This window comes from Candidatus Protochlamydia phocaeensis, assembly GCF_001545115.1.
In the GTDB taxonomy this organism is placed as follows: Bacteria; Chlamydiota; Chlamydiia; order Chlamydiales; family Parachlamydiaceae; genus Protochlamydia_A; species Protochlamydia_A phocaeensis.
In genome coordinates, this window is record NZ_FCNU01000026.1 from 1 (window position 1) to 6518 (window position 6518).

Here is a 6518-nt window from a genome sequence, read left to right on the forward strand (position 1 = left end):
ATCGCTACACTGCTTTTGGCGAAGAGACCATCCTCAATGCCAATGGACAAGACATAGCTGCTTCACAAGTCGGCAATCCTTGGCGCTATGCCAGCAAGCGGGTTGATCCGGAAACCGGCTGGATTTATTTCGGCAGACGCTACTACGATCCAGAAATCGGCCGCTGGACCACGCCCGATCCCTTAGGCTTTGCCGATGGCCCCAACCTCTATGCCTATTTGCACCATAATCCATTAAGCGCCTTCGACGCTTATGGATTATTCGAAGAGGATTATCAAGGAGATCCGGCCGACCATCCTATCTACGATCAGGATCTCGAGTATTTTGATAATAATTATGACCCTGAAGAAAGAGCAGCAATACGTACGGGAATAATACACGGACTAATCGATTCTGCAAGCGATCCAGTCTTTGAAACCTATTCAGATTGCTTCAAAGTGGGCATAGATAGTTTTGAAGAGCTCTCAGCAGAAGAGAGAGAGCAAATTCATAAAGCCCATACATCGACTGTAAATGCCCAGCTTGATTATTACGAAAAATTACTACAATCTGCTCCAGGCTCAAGCTATACTAACCATTCTTCCTATCAATTATCTCGTTCTCTCACTAAAACGACATTAAGAATCGGTGCTATTGCCTATGCTGGGTATAGAATTGTTACAAGCTTTTTTACAAGCTTAAAATCGATCACCTCTTCGAAGAGGTTAACAGAAAAATTACCAAAAACTGCTAAAGAATTAAATTCTGCTATAAACCAAAGCTCTAAAGCAACTGATTTTATTTGGGCCGAAATAAAATTAGGTGATAACAAAGTTTATAGAGGATGGGTCGATTTAAGACAAACTATAGAAAGAATCAAAAATGGACTCAAGCTTTCTTTTCGAAATGATGGCTCCATATTTAAGAATAGAGAAGGTCTATTGCCTAAAAAGGATATAAACTATTATCAAGAATTTGTTCACCCTACTCCAGGAATTAATCATGCTGGCCCTCAACGAATAATTAGGGGTGCAAATGGAGAAACGTATTATACACCAGATCATTATAAAACCTTTATACCTATTCTATAATTATGTCTAGTTTCTTATTTTTTACTCCTCCTTTTAAAACACCTACAAACAAACAAAAAATTGTTTTAATCCCTAAAGATATTAGGGAAAAGAGCGAATTATTTAATCTTTTTTCCACACAATTAGAATTCCCTCTCTATTTTGGAGCCAATTGGGATGCTTTATATGATTGTTTAAGAGATTTAAATTGGATACTTGAAAATGAAATATTAATTATACATGAAGATATTCCCCTCAAAGTTGCAGAATCTGAAGAAAAAAAATATCTTGAATTACTCTTAGATGTTTTAATAAGCTGGCAGAATGATAACAATCATCATTTAGCTATTTTTTTCCCTGAAGAAGAAAAAAGCAAAATTCAAAAAATTTTAGCCGATATTAATACGACCTAATACTAAAATATGCAGATCAATTATCTCGTTCTCTCACTAAAACGGCATTAAGAATTGCTATTATTGGTCTGTTCCCGAAAATCTGGACCATTTTAAATGAGAAAAATTTTATGAATAAAGACATTTAAAATGGTCCAGATTTTCGGGAACAGACCAGGAGATGTTGTTGCGTTGTTTGCCGTAACTCTTATTTTAACAGCTCAGATTCGCGATTTTGGAAGAGGAGTCCTAGCATTTTTTGAAGTAAAAGAACGCATGAAAACGGCTTTAAAACAGCTCAGCTCTTTTCAAAATTTTTTCCAACGAAATATCAGGAAAGGAACTCTAATTCCCTCTTCATATGAGATCAAATTTGATAAAATCTGCTATTTGTACGATACAAAACACACAGCCCTTCACAATGTAACATTTAATATAAAAGAGAATGAAAGAATTGGAATTATAGGTTATTCGGGAGCTGGAAAATCCACCCTAATGAAAATTCTCCGAGGTTTTTATAAACCTACTTCTGGAGAAGTATATTTGGGTAACATTTGTTTGGATGAGATTGAACCCAGATTTTTAGCTGAAAATATTTCTGAAGTATCTCAAACGGTTCCGCTATTTCACCGATCTATACGTGAAAACATTGCTTATGGATGCAGCAAGATAACAGATGATGAAATTTGGCAAATTTTGGAGCGAGCCCAGTTTGCTGATTATGTGAAAAAATTGCCAAATAATTTGAATACTGTAATCGGAGTAAAAGGAAGTAAGCTATCTGGTGGGGAAAGGGCCAGGCTGGCTATTGCCCGTGCATTCTTAAAAAATTCCAAGATTATCATTTTAGATGAAGCGACAGCTGCACTTGATTCTGAGTCCGAATTTCTCCTTCAAAAAAGCCTTGAAGAGCTAATATCGAATCGAACTGTGATAGCAATTGCTCATCGCTTAGCCACCCTTCGTTCAATGGATCGAATTTTGATGTTTGAGAAAGGACAGATTATAGCTGACGGTTCTCATGATGATTTGTTGAAGGCAAATGAATCGTATAAAAGGTTATGGAATAGGCAACTATTAATCTAGTCAGATTAAGTCTAGATCAGCTTTTGTTATTTTAGATTTTAAAAATTCTCTAGCTCAAGAATATCTAAATGAAAACCTTCTTCTTCAGAGCGTTTATAATGAAATATAGCCTCTTCTAGCGATTTATCAACTCCTAGACCGTATTGAAGAGCTAGAGCCATTTCATAATGACCTAAACTAACATCATGATCAGCAGCTCGCTTGAAATAATAATAAGCTTCTTTGAGGGCCTCATCGCTATTCATCTTTTTATAGCAGCGGCCAGCATAGTAGTAGCCTGCATAAAATCGTCTTTTTGCAGCCATTACATAATAACGAATAGCCTCTGAAAGAGAGATTTCTGTTCCTATTCCAAATTCATAGCATCTAGCCAGATGATATAAACTAGAAGCATAATTTTCCTCGATGGCTATCTTTGCAGCCGATTGATAATAATAAAAAGCATTTTTAAGAGATTTTTCTGTGCCTATTCCATTCTCATAGCAATAGGCTACATTTTCAAGAGCTGAATAAAGATTTTGGTCCGCGGCCGCCTTGTAATAATGAAAGGCCATAGCAAGATCCTTTGCAAGGCCTAAAAGCCCTTCTGAATAAGCCTCTCCTAAAATATCTTGAGCAATTTCGTGTCCATTTTTGGCCGCTAATTTATAGTAATAAACAGCGTTACGATATGATTTTTTTATTCCTCTTCCTTGCTCAAAACAGCGTCCTAATTGATATTGGCAAAGACTTAACATCTCGCGAGAACATTCATTTCCTTTTTGAACCACCATTTTAAGGTAATGGACGGCTTTTTCTTCATCTATGTTATTTTTCAATAGATAATCTGCAAGACTTGATTGAGCTAAGATATATCCCTTATTGGCGGCCATGGTATAATAATAAATAGCCTTTTCTTCATTTTTTGAGATCCCCTTGCCTTTAGCATAGCATTCTGCTAAATGATAAATTCCACTTAAACAATTTTGTTGAGCTGAAAGAGAATAATAGTGAAAAGCTAAATTTATTGATTTAGGAGTTCCAATTCCCTTTTCTAACAGTCTTCCAACTCTTGCTTGTTCAATTGCATCTCCTCTATCAGCTTCTAACTTGCAAGCATCAAAGAAGAGCTGATAATAAAAGCTTGCTTTTTCTATGGATTGCTCAACTCCAATGCCTTTTTCATAGATTTCTGCAAGATATTCTAAAGCTTCTATGCACCCTAAATCTATTGCTCTCCGATAATAATCAATAGCTTTTTCTATAGATTGTTTTGTCCCTTTACCTTCTGTATAAAAGTGCCCCAGGCTGGGCAATTGCTCTTCCATCGCCTTGAGCTGCTGCTAATTGGTAATAATGTAGAGCTTCTTTATAATCCTGTTTAACACCATGCCCAAATTCATATAATACGGCTAAGCTAAATTGAGATTGTGAGTGTCCCTGATCGGCGGCTAATTTATAATAGCAAAAAGCGTTTTTGTAGGATTTGCTTACTCCTATTCCCATTTCATAGTATAAGCCAACTCTAAATTGAGCTTCAATTACCCCTCGGTCTGCTTCATTTTTCCAGATATTAAACGATTCTTGTTCTGTGAGATGTGGAGATTGAGAAAGGATTAAATAGACGTTTTTATTAGGAATACTAATCGCATTGTATAAATCCCAATAAATCGTTTCTTCTTTTTTTGAAGGGGTTTCTTTAGGAGGCATCTTGCATCTCCCTTTTTAAAAAACTTATTCTAAAGAGAGACTTTAATGACTTGATATCTTAAATGAATGAGATTTAAGTGACCGATTTTGATCTGAAAGAGCAATTGAATGGGTTAATGTTTGCTCTTTTAAGGTATTCCGTAAAATTTCAAATTTTTGAATATATTTTTGAATAATTAAATGTTTATTTTCCCAAAATTCCCTATCTTTTTCCTCCGCTCTCTTTTCTTTAATCCTTTCCATCTCTCTTTGTTTTTTTACGAGAATGCTAAGCATCCCTAGTACATTGACCGCTAGTTTTTCTAAAAGGATAGGATCTCGAGGTTTAGTTCCGGCCTCATTTGCTTTACTTTTAACAACATTTCCTAAAATGTTAGAATGGGCTTCACGAATTCTCTTTAAATCTTCATTTTCTCTTTGTTTCTGTTGCTGCTCCAATATTTTAGAATTAATATCCTGAATATGCTGAAGTAATACCTGGCAAATAACATTAATTTCTTGAGGAGTAAATTTAGTAATCTTGATATTATTTGCGTTAATTGTTTGTATAATTTCGCCTTGTTTATTGATAATTTTAATTTGTTTAATATCATATTTTGCTATCAAATCAGCATAACGATCTGCTATTTTGACTTCTTCTATTTCACCTTGCTCGTTTTCTTTAAATTGGGCAACGGCTTGATTTTCTATAGCCCAAGCCACCTCTTCCATATCTTCATGAATATCCACTTCTTTAAAATTTAAAGAATCTGCTCTGTCTATTTGTTCGATACAAGATCTATCTATAATTCTTAATTTATTGTTTTTAACTAAATCATTTATAGATAGAAGTTTAACATCTATTTTTAAAGGAAAAGAATCTTTTAATGAAATATTTAATAATTCTGGAGTAGGTTCTGAAAAATCAGCAAGAGGATCGAAAGAATCTTCAAAAATATCTGCTTTTTTTATCGGTTTAGCTTCAGAAAGTTTTGAAATTGTTTCATTTGATACAAGAGAGTTACTTAATGGATCATCATTTAGAAAATCAGCCAAGGGATCAAAATCATCAATAATAGGAGCTTGTTCTGTTCTGTCAAACGAAATTATAGATATTTCTTTATCTTTTAAGTCTATAATATTCTCTGAAGAATAAATCAATTCTTCAGATTTACTTTCAGTTGCTTTATCTATTGTATTAGATTCTGAAATTGTTTGTTGATTTGGAATATAAGGAGAAAAATTTGAACTAATCATACAATCACCTGTATGGTATTCAAATTTATTATATCATAATAATTTTAAATACAAAATTAATTTAGCTTGGTTAATTATTCGTTAACCAAGCTATTAATTCTTTAATTATACTTTAAGAGTAGAAGTATATTTAGTGTATTGCTCATCTGAAACATAAGTTCGTATTTTAACATTATGCTCAGCAATCAAAAGACGTGATCCAATTTTAACAATAGCATCTGTAAGATTATGTTTTTGAAGAAATTTTAATGCTGAATCATTTAATGTTAAGCATTGGATACTCCCATCCTTGACAGTTAACACCCCTATTCTGCCTTCATTAATAGCTTTGCCAAGGGAAATTTTTTCTTCATCTAGATAATTCAAAAAAGTAATACAAAAACCTGTTTGAGATGTATTTTCTCTTTCAAATTCGAAAAATTTCTTAGGAACTATAAATACAGGGATATTGCCATTAGGTAATTCACTCTCATTCAAAGTTCCCATACTATAGGAAGAATTGGGAGATAAAGGTGAATTTACTGAAATACCATTCATAATTTTTTCCTCAAAATTTATCTTTAAATTAAATAATCAATAAAAGATCTAATAATTGTAAAGAATTAGTAAATTCTAAACAATTTAATTATTTATTATTACTAATAATTAAAGATTTTATTGTCAATAAAAATTTAAACTCCTTGTCCGATAGAATGTGCTTTAAAGTCTGAGTCAACGATCTTCATCAAGAAATCGACAAAGCGGTCGAAGTTAGCTTTGGCATCATCCCTTGATTTAGCGGTATTTTCTGCATATTTATTCAATACTTGCAGGTATCCATCATTCATCGTTTTAAGCGCATCGATGGCTCCTTCCTTGCCAATCAAACCGGCTTGAATGGTTTGACTAACACCGTTAATTGAGTTTTTAATGACTTCATTATTCAAATCAGAAAGACGATTAAGTTCTTGAGTTCTCGTCTGAATTTGGCTTTGCTGCCAAACGGATGTTCTCATTTCAGCTAATTTTTCTTGAGCTTGAGTCAATTCCTTTGAAGCGTTAGGGAAAGTAGAAGGATCATTCGAAA

General features: G+C 33.7%; 8 protein-coding genes. 3 read left to right on the forward strand and 5 right to left on the reverse strand.

Annotated features, from left to right (window positions below; all coding sequences use genetic code 11):
- The 3 genes from BN3769_RS14925 to BN3769_RS09575 all read left to right on the forward strand — a co-directional run.
- Positions 1-1070, forward strand: a 1070-nt coding sequence (locus tag BN3769_RS14925; RefSeq protein WP_068469970.1) for an RHS repeat-associated core domain-containing protein, incomplete at its 5' end; no start/stop codon positions are given.
- A gap of 2 nt (positions 1071-1072) precedes the next feature.
- The gene (locus BN3769_RS09570; protein WP_068469972.1) at positions 1073-1462 is read left to right on the forward strand and encodes a barstar family protein; all 390 of its coding nucleotides are present in this window, start codon (positions 1073-1075) and stop codon (positions 1460-1462) included.
- A 129-nt stretch (positions 1463-1591) separates the two neighbouring features.
- Positions 1592-2527: an ABC transporter ATP-binding protein gene (locus BN3769_RS09575; protein ID WP_068469974.1), complete on the forward strand. Its 936-nt coding sequence runs from the start codon at positions 1592-1594 to the stop codon at positions 2525-2527.
- A gap of 38 nt (positions 2528-2565) precedes the next feature.
- On the opposite strand, the gene BN3769_RS09580 is transcribed toward BN3769_RS09575, so the two are convergent.
- From BN3769_RS09580 to BN3769_RS14930, 5 genes are all read right to left on the reverse strand, one after another.
- Positions 2566-3834 carry a tetratricopeptide repeat protein gene (locus BN3769_RS09580; protein WP_068469976.1) on the reverse strand — a complete coding sequence of 423 codons (1269 nt, stop codon included), beginning with the start codon at positions 3832-3834 and terminating at the stop codon, positions 2566-2568.
- On the reverse strand, positions 3788-4216 hold the full coding sequence (locus BN3769_RS09585) for a tetratricopeptide repeat protein (RefSeq protein ID WP_068469978.1): 429 nt from the start codon (positions 4214-4216) through the stop codon (positions 3788-3790). The genes BN3769_RS09580 and BN3769_RS09585 overlap by 47 nt, the downstream gene beginning before the upstream one ends.
- Before the next feature lie 42 nt (positions 4217-4258).
- Positions 4259-5452: a hypothetical protein gene (locus BN3769_RS09590; protein ID WP_068469980.1), complete on the reverse strand. Its 1194-nt coding sequence runs from the start codon at positions 5450-5452 to the stop codon at positions 4259-4261.
- 105 nt (positions 5453-5557) lie between these two features.
- Complete coding sequence (locus BN3769_RS09595; protein ID WP_068469982.1) at positions 5558-5989, reverse strand: hypothetical protein; 432 nt, start codon at positions 5987-5989, stop codon at positions 5558-5560.
- Positions 5990-6123: 134 nt separating this feature from the next.
- Positions 6124-6518, reverse strand: a 395-nt coding sequence (locus tag BN3769_RS14930; protein WP_195155539.1) for a hypothetical protein, incomplete at its 5' end; no start/stop codon positions are given.